Genomic DNA, 18252 nt, shown 5'->3' on the forward strand with positions numbered 1-18252 from the left:
ACTCCGGCACCCGCAGCGCTCCATCATGGAGGGCATGTCCGCCGGTGAGCTGCTTGTCCAGCGCCTGCACGTCGATCTCCGACAGCAGGCGAGCGCGCTCTGTCGTAGCTAGCGCCTTCGCGGGGCCCCGCCCCGCGCCACGGGTTCCTCCCGTGCCTTCTGCAGACACCGGACGCTCATCCCCTTCTGGGTCAGGGGCCCGTTTCCCACCGGGCCCCGGGAGCGCCCTGTCGGCCGACACGCCATCCCTGTCTCCTGTGGACGACGAGGTCCACACGTGTGTCGGGCCGAGGATCGATGCCTTCCCCGGTGTCCCACGACGGCCCACCGCCGCCAGGCGGAGCGGCCCCGATCCCGTTCCACCCCCGAGGTTTCTTCCGGTCGATTCCGGCTCGTTCTTGACCGAACCCAGGAGTTACGCATGACCCGCTTCACCGTGCTCGTCGCCGACCCCCGGCCCCGCTCCTCCGTGTACGACGCCGCCCTGAGCGCCGCCGACGAGATCGGCGCCCGCGCCGGCGTCCACAGCGCCCCCGAGGTCATCGACCTCGCAGGCCTCGGAGCCGACCTGCTCGCCGAGGCCTCGCCCGCCCTGGAGACCGCCCTCGAACGCGTCGCCGAGAGCGACGTGCTGCTGGTCGCCTCGCCCCAGGCCCACGGCACCTACACCGGCCTGCTCAAGGTCTTCCTCGACCGCCTGCCCGAGCTCGGCCTGGGCCACGCGGTCGCCGTCCCTCTGACGGTCGTCGACGACCTGCGCAGCAGCCGCGGCATCGAGGAGGACCTGCGGGTGCTCCTGGCCGACCTGGGCGCGTGGGTGGCCGAACCCGGCCTGGTCCTGGCCAGCGACGAGACCGCCGGGCCCGAGCGTGTGGTCCGCGCCTGGGCCGACGTCGCCGCCCCCGGGCTGCGCGAGGCCGTCTCCGTCGCGGCCTGAGGCCCCGGCCGCGCTGATCCCGCGAGCCCCGGCAGGGCACAGCCCGCCGGGGCTCTCACGTGTCGCGGGGCCGGTCCGCCACGACCCCCCCGGAGTGCGCCGCCCGTTCGGCGCTGGTGTCGGCTTCGGCCTGGGCGACGTTGCCGCGTACGAGCACCACGACCACGAGGGTCAGGGCGAAACCGCCGATCCGCAGCGCCGCCGCGGCCGGGTCCTCCGGCAGGCTCTCCCCGAACAGGACCGTGCCCGCCACGACGGTGAAGACGTTGCCGACCACGTTGGCCACCGGTGCGGTGATGGAGGCACGCGAGCGCTGCAACGAGGTCTGGAACAGGACGATGCCCACGGCCCAGCCCAGCGCGTACAGGTACGGGTAGGGCGACATCAGCGCGGGCAGCACCGCGCCCCACACCCCGTGGTCGGCGAGCAGCCCGCCCAGGCCCTTGCCCTGGACCCCCGCGCTGCCCTGCGCCAGACCGGCGGCCGCGCCCATCGCCGCCGCCGACACGTACTTGCCGCGTCCACCGGCCGTCGCCATGGCGGCCACGCACGCCAGGACCGTCAGCACACTCACCACCACGAGCAGCGGGGTGTTCGCGGTCGTCCCGGTCTCGGCCCCGTCACCGGTCGACAGGCTCAACAGCCCCAGGGCCACCGGCATGATCGCCAGGGCCGCGTACTCGCCCCGGGTGATGCGCTCACCCATGACGATCGTGACCACCAGCAGCGAACAGGCCACACCGGCGGCGAAAGCGGGTTGGACGACCGATACCGGAGCCAGCCCCAGCGCCACGATGAGCCCGATACTGCCGAGCGCGGCGAAGACACATCCGAACACCCAACGCGGGTTGCCGAGCAGTACCCGCGCCAGGTGCAGGGGACGATGGATGGAGATCGACTCCGAACCGTGCAGCGCACGCTGTTCCACGGACAGGCCCAGCGTGTAGGTCACGGCGGACAGGAGTGCGACCAGGAGTCCGATCACGGGGGTGGCCTTCCGGCTCGACGGTGGTGCGGGGGTGTTCCTCCCGGGCGGCCCGGCCACTGGGAGCGGCGGCACGGGGCGTTCTCCATATAACCAGTTCTATCTTTGCGCGACCAGTGCGCCTATGCTCGCCTGAGCAGGCGCGCGAGGAGAGGGCGGTTCCCTTCGTGAGAACCTGTTCCGGAACGCGCGAGCGGTGAAGGTCGAGGATCGGGGCACTGTGCAGGAGCCACGGGAAACGGAGGAGCGGACCTCGTGGTGGTCGCGCGCGGCCGCCTGGTTCGACACCTCCCGCCTGCGGGAACGCGCCCGGCAGGCCCTCTCCGGTCGTCGCGGACGCACCTGGCGCGGCCTTCTCCCGGTGAGCGGCCGCCCCCGCCGTTTCGAACCCGGGCCGCTGGGCCTGCTCGGTGTCATGCTCGCCGCCATGGCCGTGACCCTGCTCGTGATCCAGTACGGCTCCTCGGGTCTCGGCGCGACCGGCGAGGAGGCCGACGGCCCTCCCGCGAGCGTTCCGGGGCCGCCCGACGGCGAACTCCGGGTCATGCCGGTGGGTGACGCCCTGACCCAGGGCAGCAGCGGCGACCACACCTGGCGCTACCACCTGTGGTCCCACCTGGAGGAGAGCGGTGTCGACTTCTCCTTCGTCGGCCCCCGCGACGGCATGTACTCCCTGGAGGAGGAGGCCCACGGCGACCACAGTTACGCCGAACCGGACTTCGACACCGACCACGCCGCCCGCTGGGGACAGAGCGTGGACGACATGGCCGACGGGATCGCCGAGGTCGCCTCCGAGCACGAACCCCACTATCTGCTGGTCATGGCCGGTTCCGAGGACCTGCTCTCCGGCGACGACCCCGACCAGGTCCTCGAAGGCATCGGCGAGACCGTCTCGACCGTGCGGGTCGCGCTCGAGAAGGCCCGCTTCGTCGTTGGCGAGCTGCCCCACGCCGAGGGCACCGGCGACGACGAGGCCGTCAACGCACGCATCGACCGCTTCAACATGGGGCTGGTGGACCTGGCCGAACAGCTCTCCTCCGAGGCTTCCCCGGTCGTGGTCGCCCAGGTCGCCCAGGATTACGCGCCCGAGTACGACAGCTGGGACGAGGTCCATCCCAACACCCGGGGCGAGGTCAAGATCGCCGCGGCCTTCGCCGACGCGCTCGCCGAGCCGCTGGCCGTGGGCGACCCTTTTCCCCGGCCGCTCCCGGAGATGCCGGCCGGGCCGCGGACCCCGCCCGAGCTCGAGGCAGAGGAGGCCGACGACGGGCTGCGCATTTCCTGGGAGCAGGTCCCCGGTGCCACGGACTACCGCGTCGAACAGCGGCGCACCGGACCCGACCCGGACGAGGCCACCGTGCTGTCCCTGGACGTCGAACGCGACGGCGGGAGCAGGTCGGTGCTCGTGGGGTCCTTGCTCAGCGGGGCCGGTTACGAGTTCGTCGTGCACCCGTACAAGGGACGGGACGCCGGGGCGGCCTCCGACCTCCTGGAGCTGGTCTACGACGACGATCCGCCTCCGGGGCCGGACGGCCTCTCGGTGCGCCGGGACGGCACGGTGGTGTGGAACGAGGTCGCGGACGCCTCCCACTACGAGGTGTGGGTGCGCGCCTTGGAGTGCTCGGTGCGCGACGAGAGCCGTCGGCCGCTTCCGCTCGAACCGCCCGGACGGGACACCGATGACGACGGGAGCGACGGGCTCGACGGCGACCAGGGGGAGCCCGCTCCGCCTGCCCCCGATCCGCCGCGCTCGCCCTCACCCTCGCCCCCGCCTCAGCCCTCGCCGCCGCCCGCTCCGGAGGAGCCCCCGCAACCCCCGGGAAGCGGTGAGCGGGTCTGTGAACCCCGTGACGGGCAGGGCCCGAACGAGGGCGGGGGCTGGGCGAGCCAGGGGCCGGTCGGCTCCGATCTCCTGTGGAGGCCGACCGTGTCCGGCCCGTACGAGGCGGTCGTGCGTTCCTACCGCGACTACGTCCGGGGCGGGTTCTCCGACCCGGTGCTGCTGGAGGGCTGATGCGCGGCTCCTGGACCGCTCGGCTCCTGCCGTGGGCGGTGGGTCTGGTGACGGGTGTGCTCGCGCTCGGCCCCGCACTCGGGCGCGGTTTCGTGCTGCGCTACGACATGGTGTTCGTGCCGGACCCGTCGGTGGGGGCGGCGCTGGCCGGTGCGGACGGGTTCCCCCGGGCGATCCCCAGCGACGTGGTGGTCGCGGCCCTGTCGGCGGTCGTGCCGAGCGACCTGGTGCAGTCGGGGTTGCTGTTGGCGGTCTTCGCCCTGGGCGGGGCAGGGGCGGCGCGTCTGTCGCTGTGGTTGCTCTGCGTTCACGGGCCGCCGGGGCCGGGCACGGCGGTCGCGGCGGTGGCGGCCGGTGTCGCCTACGTGTGGAACCCGTTCGTGGCCGAGCGCCTGTTGTTGGGGCAGTGGGCCGTGCTGCTCGGGTACGCGGGCCTGCCGTGGGTGGTCGCGGCCACCGCGCGTCTTGCCGACCGCACGCCGGGCCGGGGCCTGGCCGGGTTGGTGTGCGCGCTGATCCCGGCCGCGATCGGGGGGTTCTCCTCGGTGCTGATCTCGGCGCTGGCGGCCGGTCCGGTCGCGCTGTGGCGCCGCGGTCCGACCACTTCGCGGTGGTGGTCCCGTGCGGGGCTGTTCGTGTCCGGACTGCTCCTGGTGTCGTTGCCGTGGCTGGTTCCGTCCCTGAGCGGGGGAGCGGTGACGGACCCGCGCGGGGCGGAGGCCTTCGCTCCGCGCTCGGACACACCCTTCGGTGAGCTGGGGTCGCTGCTGGCTCTGGGCGGGGTCTGGAACGCCGCTGCCGTTCCGCCCGGGTACGGCGAGCCGGTCACGGCGCTGCTGCGGCTGGCGTTGTGTGTGTTCGCCCTGGCGGCGTGGGCGTGGTGGATGTGGCGGCAGGACCGTCCGGTGATCGGAGTGGGACTGTCGGCGGGGGCCGCGGTCGGGTTCGTGATCGCCTTCCTGGGGGTCGTCGAGTCCGGGCGTGCGCTCACGGCGGGGCTCATCGGCCTGTGGCCCGGGTTCGGCCCGTTGCGGGACGCTCAGTTGTACGTGGCTCCGTTCGGTCTCCTGCAGGCCCTGGGGATCGCGTTCGCGGTGTGGTACCTGGCCGGCGCCGCGCGTGCCTCGGTGTGGTGTATGGGGACCGGGGTTTTCGCGGCCCTGCTTCCGGTGGTGGTGCTTCCGGGGCTGGCTTGGGGCGCCGGCGGCCGCTTGGCCCCGGTCGACTACCCGCACGAGTGGCACCAAGTGCAGGAGGAGGTGGCCGCCGACGACGTCCCGGGGTCGGTCGTGGTGCTGCCCTGGAGCGCCTATCGGGGGCTGGACTGGTCGGGAGAGACGGTCGTGTCCCTTGACCCGGCGACCAAACTCTTCGATCGGCGCACGCTCTGGAACGACGACCTGTCCGTGGGTACCGCCGACGGCGGCACGGTCGTGGTCGATGGTGAGGACCCGTTGGCCCGGGAAGTGGCCGAGGTCCTGGACCCCGCCCCGGGGACGGGTCTGCCCCGCGCGGAGGACCTCGCGGCCGGGCTCGGCGGTCTCGGGGCGCGGTACGTCCTTGTGTCCGATCCGGTCGATAACGGGTTCTGGTATGAGGGCCAGGGTTTCGAGGCCGTGCGTGAAGGAACCGAATTGACCTTGCTTCGTGTGCCAGAAGCGCGGGTAAAGGCCGACAAACCAGGCATAACGGGGTTGGAAGTTACTGGCGGGTTAGTTACAGTTGTGGCAATCATCTGGTCTGTAGCTAGATCAGGTTCTAGTCTCGTTCTCCAGTGCCCCGGTCCCAAAGTGGGGCGGAGTGCTCGGAAGGAGATCCCCAAGTGATCAAAGTAATCGCCGCCTGCGCCATCGGCGCAGCCCTCGCCGGCGGCGCCGCCTTCGTGGCGACCAGTATTGCCACGGAGTCGACCGCCACGGCGGAGCCGGTGAACGAAACCCTCTACAACTACGGCGACCGCTAGGACGTGTCCGGTGGGCGCCTTCCTCGCGATGCGCAGCAGGACCATGGTGCCCGCCGAACACATCCCGGGACGTCGTAGCGGAGGACCGAGGGCGCCTCGCCCCCGGGCGGGGCGCCCGCCCCGATCCCCGGCGGCCCCGGCCGCTGACCCGTCGACGTCCGGTCGAGGGCCTGTCAGGCGCGCGGTCTGCACACCCCCGCCCCCTTGCTCCGCGTGCCCGGAAAGTCACGCGTTGTCATCATGCTCATGGCTCCCACCGGGAATCCCGCGCGGAAGGAGAGTGCGTGGTCTTCTCCAAGACCCCCGATCGGTCGGTGGCCGATCCTCCCTCGGCCACCGAGCCCACCGCCATGCTCCCCGCGCCTCCAGCGGCCCCGGCGTCCGCCCCCGCCCCCACGGAGGTCCCCATCGACCTCGGACCACGTCTCGACGGTGTCCGGCTGGTGATGATCAATTGGCGCGACCCCTGGCAGTCCGCCGCGGGCGGGGCCGAGGAGTACGCCTGGCGCATCAGCCGCCACCTGGCCGAACGCGGCGCCATCGTCACCTTCCTCACCAGCCGTGAGCCCGACCAGGCCCGGGTGGAGACCAAGGACGGCATCGTCATCCGCCGCATGGGAGGCCGCTTCACCGTCTACCCCCGGGTCATGGTCTGGCTCGCCCTGTGGCGCCGCGAGTACCAGCTCGCCTTCGACTGCATGAACGGCATCCCGTTCCTGTCCCGCCTCGTGCTGCGCCGCCGCACCCGGGTCGTCAGCGTCGTGCACCATGTCCACGACCTGCAGTTCGACGCCTACTTCTCCGCGCCCCTGGCCTGGTTCGGGCGCTTCATGGAGTCGACCGTCGCCTCCTTCGTCTACCGCCGTTGCACCACGGTCACCGTCTCGGAGTCCTCCCGCCGGGCCATGCGCGACAAGCTCGGCTGGCGCGCCCCCGTCGAGATCGTGCACAACGGCGGCCTGCCCGGGAACCGCAGACCCCTCGACGACGCCCCCACCCCCGAGGAGGCCGGCAGCCCCGCCCTGGTCAGCCTCGGCCGCCTGGTCGTCCAGAAACGGGTCGACCGGGTCGCCGCGCTGGCCGGTCTGCTCCGCGACCAGCACCCCGATCTGCGTGTACACGTCATCGGCCGCGGCCCCGAGGGGGAGCGCCTCGACGAGCAGATCCACCGCGAGGACAACGCCGACCGTGTGCGCATCCACGGCTTCCTGCCCGAGGAGGACAAGAACGCGCTCCTGGGCGCCTGCACCCTCCACGTCACCGCCTCGGAGTTCGAGGGCTGGGGCCTCACCGTCATCGAGGCCGCCCGTCTCGGGGTCCCCACAGTGGCCTACGATGTGGACGGACTTCGCGATTCGGTCCGTGACGGCGAGACCGGGTGGCTCGTCCGCGACGGCGAGAGCCTCAGCGACGTGGTCGCCCGCGCCCTCAAGGAACTGTCCGATCCCCGGCGTGCCGAGGAGGTCCGTCACGCTTGCCGCGCCTGGGCCGCCCGGTTCACCTGGGAGGCCAGCGGGGCGTGCATGACCCGCCTGGTCGCGAGGGAACTCGCACTCACCGACAGCACGCCCCCCGGCGGCCCGAACAACCCAGCGGGTAGGAAAACGACCACGTGACTACGGCGGCCCCCTCCGCCAAGCGCGGCCCGGAGGACCCCGGTACACCGTCCGCCCCCAGCGGACCCCTGGACGACAAGCTGCTCGCGCGGCTGAAGGTCCTCACGGTGTGCCTGCTCCTGGGAGCGTTGGCGGCCAGCATCGACCCCGGCAAGATCGTCAGCGACACCAAGCTCGACATGACGGCGGACCCGCTGGGGTTCATGGAACGTGCCCTGCACCTGTGGGATGCCTCCTACTTCGGGCAGATCCAGAACCAGGCCTACGGGTACTTCTTCCCCAACGGCCCCTTCCACGCCCTCTTCGACGTGGTGGGCATGCCCGACTGGCTCATCCAGCGCTTGTGGATGGCCGTGCTGCTCGTCGCCGCCTTCGTCGGCACCTACAAGGTCGCCCAGGCGCTCGGCGTCGGCACCGTCAACACCCGCATCCTGGCCGGTCTCGCCTACGCGCTCGCCCCGCGTGTGCTCACGCTGCTGTCCTACAACTCCGCGGAACTGCAGCCCATGCTGCTCATGCCGTGGATCCTGCTCCCACTGATCCTGGGCGCCAGACGCGGGTACCCGCCCGCGCGCATGGCCCTGCTCTCCGGCCTGGCCTTCCTCATGTGCGGCGGCACCAACGCCGCCTCCGAACTCGCCGTCCTGGCCGTGCCGGGGATCTACCTGCTCACCCGCGCCAACGGGCCCCGCAAGTGGCGCCTCATGGGCTGGTGGGCCCTGGCCCTGGTCCTGGCCTCGTTCTGGTACATCGTGCCGCTGCTGCTCATGTCGCGGTACGTGTACTCGTTCATGCCCTACACCGAGGACGCCGCTGTCACCACCGAGGTGACCTCGCTGCTGAACTCGTTGCGCGGAACCTCCAACTGGATGGGGTTCCTGCCCGACCAGGGCAACACCGCCCTGCCCGCCGGCGCGGAACTGTCCACCACCCCGTGGCTGATCGCCGCCACCGCGCTCGTGGCCGGGCTGGGTCTGGCCGGTCTCATCAACCGGCGCACGCCCGAACGGCTCTTCCTCATCTCCACGCTCCTGCTCGGGACCGCGATCGTGGTGGCCGGCTACACCGGGCCCCTCACCGGCCCCTTCGCCGAGACCATGCGGGACCTCTTCGACGGAACCCTCGCCCCGTTCCGCAACATCCACAAATTCGACGCGCTCATCCGATTGCCCGTCGTGCTGGGGCTGGCGCACCTGCCCGTCGTCGTCGCCCGCGACCGGGCCGAGCGCCGCGGTGAACAGGTCTCCGGCCGGGTACGGCGCACCGTCGCCGGGGCCACCTCGTCGGTCTTCCTCATCACCCTCATCCCCATCGGCACCGTCGGAATCGCCCCGGCCGGCGGTTACGAGGCGATCCCCGACTACTGGCACGAGGCGGCCGACTGGCTCGACGAGAACTCCGATGACCCGGGCATGACCATGGCCGTGCCGGGATCGGCCCGCGGCGAGTACGAGTGGGGCCGCCCCATGGACGAACCCCTCCAACCGCTCCTGGAAGGCGCTTGGACCAACCACCAGATCATCCCCTGGGGGTCGGCCGGCGCCTCCCGGCTCACCCAGGAGATCGACCAGCGTGTCTCCTCCGGCCGCGGCTCCCAAGGGCTGTCCGACACCCTGGCCCGCATGGGCGTGACCCACCTGGTCGTCCGCAACGACCTGCAGCGCGTGGACCTCAACGGCGCCTGGCCCTCCCGCGTGCACCAGGCCCTGCAGGAGTCACCGGGCATCACCGAGGCCGAGACCTTCGGGGCGACCGTCGGCTCCCTCGACCACCGGTCGGCCTCGCAGTGGTTCGACCAGCCCCACCCCTCCCTGACCGTCTACGAGGTCGAGGAGGCCGCACCAGCGGTCGGCACCGTGCCCGCCGACGAGGCGGTGCGGGTGACCGGCGGCCCCGAATCCATGCTCCACCTGGCCGAGGCAGGCGTGCTCGGCGACGACCGGCCCGTCGTGCTCGGCGACGACCCCCGGGCCGAGGACCTGCCCGCCGAGGACACCATCGTCACCGACTCCGCGCGCCGCCGCGAGGTCGTCTACCCCGACGTGCGCAACAACGTCTCCGCCACCCTCACCGAGGACCAGGAACTCGAACGCGACGTCCCCGCGCCCGACATCATGGACCCCGCCTGGGAGGACTACGTCGGCCACGCCGAGGACCTCGGGATCGAGTCCGTGCGTGCCTCCTCCACCGAGAGCGGCGCCGACGCCCGCCCCTCCGACCGCGACCCCGGGCGCGCCCCGCACGCCGCGCTCGACGACGACCTGAGCACGTCCTGGCGCTCCAGTGTCTTCACCGGCGCCATCGGCGAATGGGTGGAGATCGAGTTCGCCGAACCGCGCGACCTCGACGGGCTCACCCTCACCTTCGAACAGTTCGCCGAGGAGCCCCCGCCCTCCACGGTCAGCCTCATCACCGACGAGGGCAGTTCCGAGGTCACCGTCGAGGAGACCGACGAACCCCAGGAGGTCACCGCCCCCACCGGCGAGACCAGCACGCTGCGGGTACGGGTGGACGAACTCGCCTGGGAACCGGAGTACCGTTTCGGGACCCGCGTGGGTATCTCCGACATCGCCCTGCCCGGGCTGGAGGCCGGCCGCACCCTGAACGTGCCCGGACCCGACGACACCGGGACCCTGCTCTTCACCGGTTCCACCGGCACCGTGCCCGGCTGTATGGAGGGCTCGCACGCCTGGGTGTGCAACCCCGGACTCCAGGTCCAGGGTGAAGACGCCCGCGGCCTCGACCGCACCTTCGCGTTGTCGGACCAGGCTGCTGCCGAATCCCACGGCATCTCCGGCCAGGTCGTGCTCACCGATCCCCGGGAGGCCGAGAACTCCGCCAACCGGGCGAGCCCCTACCCACACGTGACGGCCTCATCGACCGCCGTCCAGCATCCCGCCGCCATGGGGCGCGGCGCCCTGGACGACGAGGACGGCACCGTCTGGTACCCGGACCCCGAGGAGAAGAGCCCCTGGCTCGACCTCGAGCTCGGCCAGGCCACCGAGATCGACCATCTGGAGGTCGACTTCCCCCGCGCCGACAGCGTGATGCGGCCGATCAAGGTCACCGTCGAGGGCGACGAACAGGTCCGCGAGGGCTGGCTCGACGGCAGCGGCCGTGTCGACTTCAGCGCCCTGACCGCCGACGAGCTGCGGGTGACCTTCGAGCGCCCCGAGGGGCAGGCCCTGGAGGTCGGCGGGATCTCCCTGCCCGGTGTCAGCGAGGTCGATGCGCTGCCCGAGGGCGAGGCCTCCACCACGTGCGGCCTGGGTCCGACCCTGCGCGTCAACGGCGAACGGGTGGAGACCCGGATCAGCGGCGGCACCCTCGCCGACCAGCTCACCGGCCGCCCCCTGCCCTACGAGGCCTGCACGGGTCTCGACCTGGAACCGGGGGAGAACCAGGTGGTCGTCGAACCCGGCAACCGCTACGAGGTCCGCTCGGCGCTCGTGGAGTCCGCCGACCCGGTCGGCGCCCGCGACGAAGTGTCCATGAACGAGGTCGAGACCCTGCACGGGTGGGGACCCAGCGGACGCAGCTTCGACGTCGACGTCGAGGACGAGAGCCTGCTCGTGGTCAACGAGAACTTCAACGAGGGCTGGGAGGCCGCCCTCGAGGGCTCCGACCGGCCGTTGGAACCCCAGCGCCTGGAAGGTTGGAAACAGGCCTGGATCCTGCCAGAAGGGAGCAGCGGCACCGTCACGCTCTCCTACACCCCCGACACCTCCTACCACGCCTCCCTCGGCATCGGAGCGGGCCTGGTCGTGCTCCTGGCCGTATCGGCGATGTGGCCCCGCCGCTGGCTGCCCGGCGGGAAACGGTTGCGCGCCGGAGAGCCCGTGGGTGACCGGGACCTGCCCGAGGCCGGTCCCGGATGGCTCGCGCGCCGGGCGGTTCTGCCTCTGGGCCTGGCCTTCGGCGTGTGGGTGGCCGGGGCGGCCGGCGCCGCCCTCGTCGGCCTGATCCTGCTCGCCATGTGGTGGCTGGGGCGCGCGGCACCCGAGCGGCTCCGCCACGCACGTCCCGGAACCCCGACACTGGGCGGACCCGTGCTGCGCCACCTGGCCGCGCCCTGGACGGTGGCGGTCACGCTGACCCTGGCCGGTGCGGCGATGGCCGGCGGTACCTACCTGGCCATGTACCAGCCCTTCCACGACGTCACCGAGCTCCTGGACAGCGGCCTGCGCAGCTGGATCCCCCAACTGCTGTGCCTGCCCGCGCTGGCCCGCCTGATGCTCTCCCTCGGCCAGCCGGGGGACGGCCTGGACGCCGACGCCGATCCGCCCCGGTCCGCCGAACAGGTGTCCGGCCCGAGCCCCGGCCACGGCGGTGAGCAGGATCGCGGCGGCGGACAGGGCAGCGGCAGCGACGACGGCCCCGGAGACGAAGGGCCCGGCCGGGATCCCGCGGACAACGGAACCGGGGGAGACGGACCCGGCGGTGGAGCACGCGAGCCGCGGGACGGCACCGAGGAGGCGCGCACGTGAGCACGGTGTCCCAGTTCGGGACCGCACCCCGGGACCGCGGGCCGGTCGACAGCCAGGTCGGCCCGCAACGCCGGCCACGCCGGTCGGTCCCGGCCGGGACCCTCCTGGTCGCGGCCGGCACGTTCCTGCTGACCCTTGCGGTCATGCTGCCGCTGTACGTCCACGACCGGGTCGCGCTCCTGCCCGCCGCAGCCGAGTACGAGCTGCGCCTGGTGGACGGGGACGCCGCCTACCTCAACACCGCGAACTGGTCGTGGGTGGACCACACCGAGGTCGAACGGAACACCGCCGTCGACGCCACCGCGAACGGCGGCGAGTGGTCGGCCTGGGAGATGACCGTGGACACCTCCGTGCCCGACCGGATGGTCGACCACTGGAGCCGACGCGTCATCGTCGACCGCGCCACCGCCCGCGCCGTCAACTGCTGCGGCGAACACGTCGACGGCGATCGCGCCGTGCGCCAGGCCGGGCTCGTGCATCACTTCCCGGCCGGTGCCGGGGCCGATTCCTATCCCTTCTACGACGCGGAGGTGCGCTCGGCCCCGTCGATGGAGTTCCAGGGTGAGGACGAGATCGCCGGTGTGCCGGCACGCCGCTACTCCCAGGCGATCGAGGCCACCCAGGTCCCCGACTCCGCCCGGGACGTGCCCGCCGACCTGTTCACCTCCGAGGCAGAGGGCACCGTCACCGCGACCCGGTGGCTGGAGCTCACCCGCACCCTGTGGGTGGAGCCGGTCAGCGGCACGGTGGTCAACATGCAGGAGACCCGCCGCGAGACCCTGCGGGTCCAGAACAGCGACGACGCGGTGCCTCTCCTGGAGGCCGATCTGACCATGGCCGACGCCCAGGTCGACGGGTACGCCGAACAGGCCCGCGTGCGTTCGGTCCTGTTGCGTTCCCTCCACGACTGGGCACCGTGGACCCTGGCTCCCCTCGGCGTGCTGGCCCTGGCCGGCGGCCTGCTGCGCGCTCGCAGCCACAGGGCGCAGGAGCGGACCGACGGGCAACCGGAGCAGGACGGACGCGAGGAGCACGCCGAGGACGACTCCCGGCCGACGACGCCGTAGGATCACGCTCATGTGCGGTCGCTATGCCCAGTCCCGGAACGTCCACCAGCTCCGGATCGCCTTCGGCCTGCCCGAACAGACACCGGCCGAGGACACCGATCCGCGGTCCTGGCCTCCGCTGGAGGAGCTGGAGGCCGACTACAACATCTCGCCCGGCCGCCCCGTCCAGACCGTGCTCGGTCCGCCGCCGCAGGGGGAGGGCAACGGTGCTTCCGGACCGTGTTCCCTGCACACCATGCGTTGGGGCCTGGTGCCCTCCTGGGCCGGGGACCGCAACATCGGCTACCGGATGATCAACGCCCGCAGCGAGACCGTCGCCGACAAGCCCGCCTTCCGTGCGGCCTTCCGGCGCCGGCGCTGCCTGCTGCCCGCCGATGCCTACTACGAGTGGCAGCTCATCGGGCGGGACGGCCGCGCCGAGGCCAGCACTTCCCCGGTCACCGACGCCGCCCACAAGAAGCGCAAGGCCCGTTCCGTCAAGAAGCCGTACGCGATCCGCTACACCCAGGACCGCCCGCTGGCCATGGCCGGGATCTTCGAGCGCTGGCGCGATCCCGAGGCCGACGAGAACGACCCCGACGCATGGCTGTGGAGCTGCGCCGTCATCACCACGGAGGCCGCGCCCGAGCTCGCCCACATCCACGAGCGCATGCCGGTCGTGCTGCCCGAGGAGGACTGGGCCGCGTGGCTGGACCCGGGCGCCGGCGCCGAGGACCTCGCGCACCTGATGGGCGACACCCCCGTGGACCGGTTCGCCGTCGACGAGGTCTCCACCGAGGTCAACAGCGTCAAGAACAACAACCCCGGCCTGTTGGCCCCGCTGCCCGACGGGGGTGGCGGACCCGAGACACTTTTCTGACCCTGCGCACTGTGGACACGGCCGGTGTCCACGGAGTTATGGTGTCCGGGGCCACAAGGGCCGCGCACCCCCGGGTGCGCACACACGCCACGCCACATGCGTGTGTGCATACATCTGAATACGCAGCGGGAGCTCGCGCCATGGCGGGCTGAGAGGGCGGCTCGACGGTGCCGCCGACCGCAGAACCTGTTCGGGTAATTCCGACGTAGGGAGGCATGCCATGACCGCTACCCACGACCGCGGCGTCACGAGTGGATCCGGAAACCGTGTGACCACTGGTCCCATCACGGGCTCACACAAGATCCACCGGGAGTTCGACACCCCCGAAGGACACCGACTGCGTGTCCCCGGACGCCGAGTGGACCTCAGCGACGGTAGCCACTTCGACCTGTACGACACCTCCGGCCCCTACACCGACGAGCGGGCCGACATCGACGTCCACCGGGGCCTGACCGCCACCAGGCAGGAATGGGCCCTGCCCCCGGTCGACGGGGCACACACCCAGCTCGCCCATGCCAGGGCCGGCACCCTCACCCCCGAGATGCGTTTCGTGGCCGAACGCGAGGGCATGGACCCCGAGTTCGTCCGCGAGGAGATCGCCCTCGGCCGCGCGGTGATCCCCGTCAACCGCAACCACCCCGAGTCCGAGCCGACCGTGATCGGTAAGAACTTCCTGGTCAAGGTCAACGCCAACATCGGAAATTCCGCCGTGACCTCCTCCGTCCCCGAGGAGGTGGAGAAGATGGTGTGGGCGACCCGCTGGGGCGCCGACACCGTCATGGACCTGTCCACCGGCAAACGCATCCACGAGACCCGCGAACGGATCCTCCGCAACTCCCCGGTGCCCATCGGGACCGTGCCCATATACCAGGCGCTGGAGAAGGTCGACGGTGATCCCACCAGGCTGACCTGGGAGCTCTACCGAGAGACCGTCGTCGAGCAGGCCGAGCAGGGTGTGGACTACATGACCGTCCACGCCGGGGTCCTGCTCCGGTACGTGCCGATGACGGCCCGACGGGTCACCGGTATCGTCTCGCGCGGCGGCTCCATCATGGCCGCCTGGTGCCTGGCCCACCACCGGGAGAGCTTCCTCTACACCCGTTTCGAGGAGCTCTGCGAGATCTTCCGCGAGTACGACATCACCTTCTCCCTCGGCGACGGGCTGCGCCCCGGTTCCATCGCCGATGCCAACGACGAGGCCCAGTTCGCCGAGCTGCGTACCCTCGGCGAACTCACCCACGTGGCCCGCTCCCACGACGTGCAGGTCATGGTGGAGGGCCCCGGTCACGTCCCCATGGACAAGATCGCCGAGAACGTGCGCTTGGAGGAAGAGCTGTGCGGTGAGGCGCCGTTCTACACGCTCGGCCCCCTCGCCACCGACGTCGCACCCGGATACGACCACATCACGTCCGCGATCGGTGCTGCCCAGATCGGCCACCACGGCACAGCGATGCTCTGTTACGTCACCCCGAAGGAACACTTGGGCCTGCCCGACCGCGACGACGTCAAGACCGGCGTGGTCACCTACAAGCTCGCCGCGCACGCCGCCGACATCGCCAAGGGCCATCCCCGGGCGCAGGAATGGGACGACGAGCTCTCCCGGGCGCGTTTCGAGTTCCGTTGGCGCGACCAGTTCCATCTGTCCCTGGACCCCGAGACCGCCCAGTCCTTCCACGACCAGACCCTGCCGGCCGAACCCGCCAAGACCGCTCACTTCTGCTCCATGTGCGGACCCAAGTTCTGCTCCATGCGCATCTCACAGGACGTGCGCCGTTATGCGGAGGAACACGGCCTGGACACGGCCGAAGCGATCGAACGCGGGATGGCCGACAAGTCCGCCGAGTTCGTCGACCGGGGCAAGCGGGTCCACCTGCCCCTGACCGACTGACCCCTACGGGCCCGGCGCGGAGCGGTGCCGGGCCCACACCCCGCTCCTGCGGGCTCAGGCGGGCTTGCGGGCGCTCGCGACCAGGTGCACCCCGACGTAGTCGTCGGACTCGGTCGCACGCAGCTCCATCTCGACCAGATGGGCCATGGACTGGGGATCGCGGGCCAGCATCATCTCGACGGTGGAGACCGAGAGTACGGTGCGGGGTTTGACCCATTCCAGCTCCAGACCGGAGTCGGCGAGGGTCTCGGTGAGTTGTTCGGCGGTGAAGCACCGGGTGATGGACCCGTCGGGCCACGGAACCAGCAGCACGTCGGCGCTGGGGGCGTGGCTGAGCTCGGGCCAGCGGTCCTGTTCGGCCAGGAGCGCCATACCGAGCACGACGGAATCGACCACCAGGAGCGCCCGGCCGCCGGGGCGCAGTACCCGGGCGACCTCGGCCACGGAGGCCTCGGTCGCCAGGTGGCGGGAGAGCACCCGGTTGTCGGCGATGACCCCGTCGAAGGAGGAGTCGGCGAACCCGCGCAGGAGCGCGGAGTCGCCCACCACGTGGCGCAGCCGTCCGCGAGGGGCCGGGTGCGGCACGGGGGAGCGCCCGTTGACCAGGGTGAGCGGACGGCGCACCGCCATGTCGGCCGAGGGCAGCAGGGTCACCACGTCGTGGCCGGCGGCTACCGCGCGCGGGGTGCCCTGGAAGTCGGGGCTGGACAGGTCCAGCAGACGTGAAGGAGCGGAAGGGAGCCACCGGGCGATCTGTGCTTCGGCCACTGTCCAGTAGAACCGCCAGTAGTCCGAGAGCCGGTCGGGCGCGGCGAACTGTGCCGCCGGTGAACGGGGACGGTCCGAAGCCGGGGTCGAGGACGGTCGCACGTGCACTCCTCTCCCATCCTTCGAGTGGTCCTACCCGCACTCTGCCATGCCTCACCTTCAACGACGGGGGCGAACGGCGAAGTTCCCCGGCAGGAGGTCCTCGGTCTGCGCAGACGAACGGACGGAATGTGTCCGCGGGGGCGGTTGTTGTGATACGACACCGAGCCCCGGGAAGAGCCGTCCGGGGCCAGAACGAGACCCCGAGGAGGCGGCTGCGAAATGCCGACAGCTGGGTCGTGCCTGGAGCGCGAGAAGACGCGGGTGACGTCACGCGACGCCGGTGCCCCGGCCCCACCTGTGGGAACGTATCGTTGGGACGATACGGATGTCCCAGTGGGGAACAGCGCGAGGAGGCCGACAGGCTTGGAAATGGGCCAGGAGCAGGAGACAGCCGAGGAGCGGGATCAGCGCTTCGAGAGGGATGTACTGCCTTATCTCGACCAGCTCTACTCTGCGGCACTGCGGATGACCCGGAACCCCGCGGACGCTGAGGACCTCGTTCAGGAGACCTTCGCCAAGGCGTTCGGTTCGTTCCATCAGTTCAAACAGGGAACGAATCTGAAGGCGTGGCTGTACCGCATCCTCACCAACACCTTCATCAACTCCTACCGCAAGAAGCAGCGTGAGCCGAAGCAGGCCGGGACCGAGGACGTCGAGGACTGGCAGCTGGCCCAGGCCGCCTCCCACACGGCGGCCGGTCTGAAGTCGGCCGAGGCGGAGGCGCTCGAGCATCTGCCCGACAGCGACGTCAAGCGGGCTCTGCAGGAGCTGGCCGAGGACTTCCGGATCGCGGTCTACCTCGCCGATGTCGAGGGCTTCGCGTACAAGGAGGTCGCCGAGATCATGGGGACGCCGATCGGGACCGTCATGTCCCGTCTGCACCGTGGTCGGCGCCAGCTGCGCACGCTGTTGGAGGAGTACGCGGTCGACCGCGGTTTCCTCCCTGCCGCGCGTGCGGCCGAGACCGCGGGTGCGGCGACGGGGTCCGCGAGCGGGCGGACGAAGACGGCTGGGTCGGATCGAGGAGACCGGTGATGAGCGTCGGGCACGGCAAAGACAACGAGACCCCGTGCAGCGAGGTCCTCGACAATCTCTACACCTACATCGACGGAGAGCTGGAGGCGGGCAACTACGGTGTGGTGCGCGAGCACCTCGACGGTTGCTCCCCCTGCCTGGAGGAGTACGGGCTCGAAGAGGCCGTGAAGAAGCTCGTCGCCAAGCACTGCGGGTGCGACCCGGTCCCGCTGGACCTGCGTGACAAGGTGCTGACGCGCCTGGCTCAGGCGCGCAACGAGCAGCTGGCCAAGGAGGCCGGGGCAGAGCCCCCGAACACACCGGCCTGACTCTGGCACACCTGACTCGGGGCGGCGGTCGAATTATTCGGCCGTCGCCTTTTTTGTGTCCCTTTGGATGGCATGAATTAATTCTGTCCCGGTGTGGTGGGTGTTGTTCCGTTTTGCGGGGTTTGTGGGAATCCTGTGCCAGGGCTCGTCCGGCGTTCCCGATTTTGGTCAGGTGCCCCTTTGCGGGTGGCGTCGGCGGGGTCGGCGACACGCCCGAAGGGGC

Annotated in this window: 13 protein-coding genes; 11 read left to right on the forward strand and 2 right to left on the reverse strand. The window is 71.2% G+C overall.

Features of this window, described 5'->3' with window-relative positions; all coding sequences use genetic code 11:
• Positions 1–421: 421 nt before the first annotated feature.
• The gene (locus D473_RS0106925; RefSeq protein WP_017608351.1) at positions 422–937 is read left to right on the forward strand and encodes an NADPH-dependent FMN reductase; all 516 of its coding nucleotides are present in this window, start codon (positions 422–424) and stop codon (positions 935–937) included.
• Between the two features lie 55 nt (positions 938–992).
• Here D473_RS0106925 and D473_RS0106930 read toward each other — a convergent pair whose 3' ends face one another.
• Positions 993–1922, reverse strand: a complete 930-nt coding sequence (locus D473_RS0106930; RefSeq protein ID WP_017608352.1) for a hypothetical protein — start codon at positions 1920–1922, stop codon at positions 993–995.
• Between the two features lie 220 nt (positions 1923–2142).
• Here D473_RS0106930 and D473_RS0106935 point away from each other — a divergent pair, with 220 nt between their 5' ends.
• From D473_RS0106935 to thiC, 8 genes are all read left to right on the forward strand, one after another.
• The gene (locus D473_RS0106935) at positions 2143–3936 is read left to right on the forward strand and encodes a GDSL-type esterase/lipase family protein (protein WP_033352905.1); all 1794 of its coding nucleotides are present in this window, start codon (positions 2143–2145) and stop codon (positions 3934–3936) included.
• Entirely contained in the window at positions 3936–5762 is a 1827-nt protein-coding gene (locus D473_RS0106940) for a hypothetical protein (protein ID WP_017608354.1), read from the forward strand. The genes D473_RS0106935 and D473_RS0106940 overlap by 1 nt, the downstream gene beginning before the upstream one ends.
• Positions 5759–5899 carry a hypothetical protein gene (locus tag D473_RS27615; protein ID WP_017608355.1) on the forward strand — a complete coding sequence of 47 codons (141 nt, stop codon included), beginning with the start codon at positions 5759–5761 and terminating at the stop codon, positions 5897–5899. Before D473_RS0106940 ends, D473_RS27615 begins: the two co-directional genes overlap by 4 nt.
• Before the next feature lie 284 nt (positions 5900–6183).
• Entirely contained in the window at positions 6184–7515 is a 1332-nt protein-coding gene (locus D473_RS0106950; protein WP_017608356.1) for a glycosyltransferase family 4 protein, read from the forward strand.
• The gene (locus tag D473_RS24320; protein WP_017608357.1) at positions 7512–12002 is read left to right on the forward strand and encodes an alpha-(1->3)-arabinofuranosyltransferase; all 4491 of its coding nucleotides are present in this window, start codon (positions 7512–7514) and stop codon (positions 12000–12002) included. Before D473_RS0106950 ends, D473_RS24320 begins: the two co-directional genes overlap by 4 nt.
• On the forward strand, positions 11999–13069 hold the full coding sequence (locus D473_RS0106960) for a DUF3068 domain-containing protein (protein ID WP_017608358.1): 1071 nt from the start codon (positions 11999–12001) through the stop codon (positions 13067–13069). Before D473_RS24320 ends, D473_RS0106960 begins: the two co-directional genes overlap by 4 nt.
• Before the next feature lie 10 nt (positions 13070–13079).
• Positions 13080–13928 carry an SOS response-associated peptidase gene (locus D473_RS0106965; protein ID WP_017608359.1) on the forward strand — a complete coding sequence of 283 codons (849 nt, stop codon included), beginning with the start codon at positions 13080–13082 and terminating at the stop codon, positions 13926–13928.
• A gap of 220 nt (positions 13929–14148) precedes the next feature.
• On the forward strand, positions 14149–15816 hold the full coding sequence (gene thiC, locus D473_RS0106970; protein ID WP_017608360.1) for a phosphomethylpyrimidine synthase ThiC: 1668 nt from the start codon (positions 14149–14151) through the stop codon (positions 15814–15816).
• 54 nt (positions 15817–15870) lie between these two features.
• On the opposite strand, the gene D473_RS0106975 is transcribed toward thiC, so the two are convergent.
• A complete protein-coding gene (locus D473_RS0106975; protein ID WP_017608361.1) occupies positions 15871–16692 on the reverse strand; it encodes a class I SAM-dependent methyltransferase in 822 nt (273 codons plus the stop codon).
• Positions 16693–17055: 363 nt separating this feature from the next.
• Here D473_RS0106975 and D473_RS0106980 point away from each other — a divergent pair, with 363 nt between their 5' ends.
• On the forward strand, positions 17056–17721 hold the full coding sequence (locus D473_RS0106980) for a sigma-70 family RNA polymerase sigma factor (RefSeq protein ID WP_017608362.1): 666 nt from the start codon (positions 17056–17058) through the stop codon (positions 17719–17721).
• Positions 17721–18029 carry a mycothiol system anti-sigma-R factor gene (gene rsrA / locus D473_RS0106985; RefSeq protein ID WP_017608363.1) on the forward strand — a complete coding sequence of 103 codons (309 nt, stop codon included), beginning with the start codon at positions 17721–17723 and terminating at the stop codon, positions 18027–18029. The genes D473_RS0106980 and rsrA overlap by 1 nt, the downstream gene beginning before the upstream one ends.
• The last annotated feature ends 223 nt before the right edge of the window (positions 18030–18252 follow it).

Origin of the sequence: Nocardiopsis xinjiangensis YIM 90004, from assembly GCF_000341145.1 — a bacterium.
GTDB lineage: Bacteria > Actinomycetota > Actinomycetes > Streptosporangiales > Streptosporangiaceae > Nocardiopsis > Nocardiopsis xinjiangensis.

What these genes read in the sequence shown, in the direction of transcription:
- D473_RS0106965 (WP_017608359.1), top strand. Translation starts at nt 13,080, where the DNA reads ATGTGCGGTCGCTATGCCCAGTCCCGGAACGTCCACCAGCTCCGGATC.
- thiC (WP_017608360.1), top strand. Translation starts at nt 14,149, where the DNA reads ATGACCGCTACCCACGACCGCGGCGTCACGAGTGGATCCGGAAACCGT.
- D473_RS0106925 (WP_017608351.1), top strand. Translation starts at nt 422, where the DNA reads ATGACCCGCTTCACCGTGCTCGTCGCCGACCCCCGGCCCCGCTCCTCC.
- rsrA (WP_017608363.1), top strand. Translation starts at nt 17,721, where the DNA reads ATGAGCGTCGGGCACGGCAAAGACAACGAGACCCCGTGCAGCGAGGTC.
- D473_RS0106980 (WP_017608362.1), top strand. Translation starts at nt 17,056, where the DNA reads ATGGGCCAGGAGCAGGAGACAGCCGAGGAGCGGGATCAGCGCTTCGAG.
- D473_RS0106940 (WP_017608354.1), top strand. Translation starts at nt 3,936, where the DNA reads ATGCGCGGCTCCTGGACCGCTCGGCTCCTGCCGTGGGCGGTGGGTCTG.